We start from the raw sequence: 778 nt of genomic DNA on the forward strand, positions 1-778 counted from the left end.
GCGCTTGACATCGGCGCCTCGACCGGCGGCTTCACCCAGGTGCTGCTCGAGCGCGCCGCAGCGCATGTCACCGCGATAGACGTCGGCCACGGCCAGATGCATCCCGAGATCGCCGGCGATCCGCGCGTCACGGTCATCGAGGGCCTCAACGCCCGCGATCTGTCCGCCGCCGATCTTGGCGGCCTCGCTCCCGATTTCGTCGTCTGCGATGTCAGCTTCATCTCGCTGAGGTTGGCGCTACCACCGGCGCTCGCCTTGGCCGCAGCCGGCGCCAGAGCGCTGCTGCTTGTAAAGCCGCAATTCGAGGCCGGCCGCGAAGCAATCGGCAAGGGTGGCCTGCTCAAGGATCCAGCCGATGCCGAGCGCGTTGCCAGCCTGGTTGGCGATTGGCTTGGCGGCATTCCCGGCTGGCGCGTGCTGGGGCTGCATCCCTCGCCGATCGAGGGCGGCGACGGCAATCGCGAATTCCTGCTTGGCGCGATCAAGGATGGCGGGACGTGAGCGCGCGCTTCAGCATTGCCAGGCTTGGCTCGCAGGGCGACGGCATTGCCGAGACGGAGAGCGGTGAGGTTTTTGTCCCCTTCACGCTGCCGGGCGAGACCGTCACGGCGGCTCGCGAGAGGGATCGCGCCACGCTGATGTCGGTGCTGGCAGCATCGCCGCTCCGCGTCGATCCTGCCTGCCGGCATTTCACCGAATGCGGCGGCTGCGCGCTTCAGCACTTCGAGGCCGAAGCCTATCGGCAATGGAAGCGCGACAGGGTCACGCAGGCGCTGAA

At 68.0% G+C, this 778-nt stretch carries 2 protein-coding genes; both read left to right on the forward strand.

Translation table 11 applies throughout. From position 1 onward, the window contains the following. On the forward strand, positions 1 to 501 hold a 501-nt coding region (locus EOA33_RS37350), incomplete at its 5' end, for an SAM-dependent methyltransferase (RefSeq protein ID WP_281033606.1). Next, a partial coding sequence (locus EOA33_RS37355) for a TRAM domain-containing protein (protein WP_348628300.1) occupies positions 498 to 778 on the forward strand: 281 nt, incomplete at its 3' end. The genes EOA33_RS37350 and EOA33_RS37355, both read left to right, overlap by 4 nt.

Origin of the sequence: Mesorhizobium sp. M4A.F.Ca.ET.050.02.1.1, assembly GCF_003997725.1 — a bacterium.
In the GTDB taxonomy this organism is placed as follows: Bacteria; Pseudomonadota; Alphaproteobacteria; order Rhizobiales; family Rhizobiaceae; genus Mesorhizobium.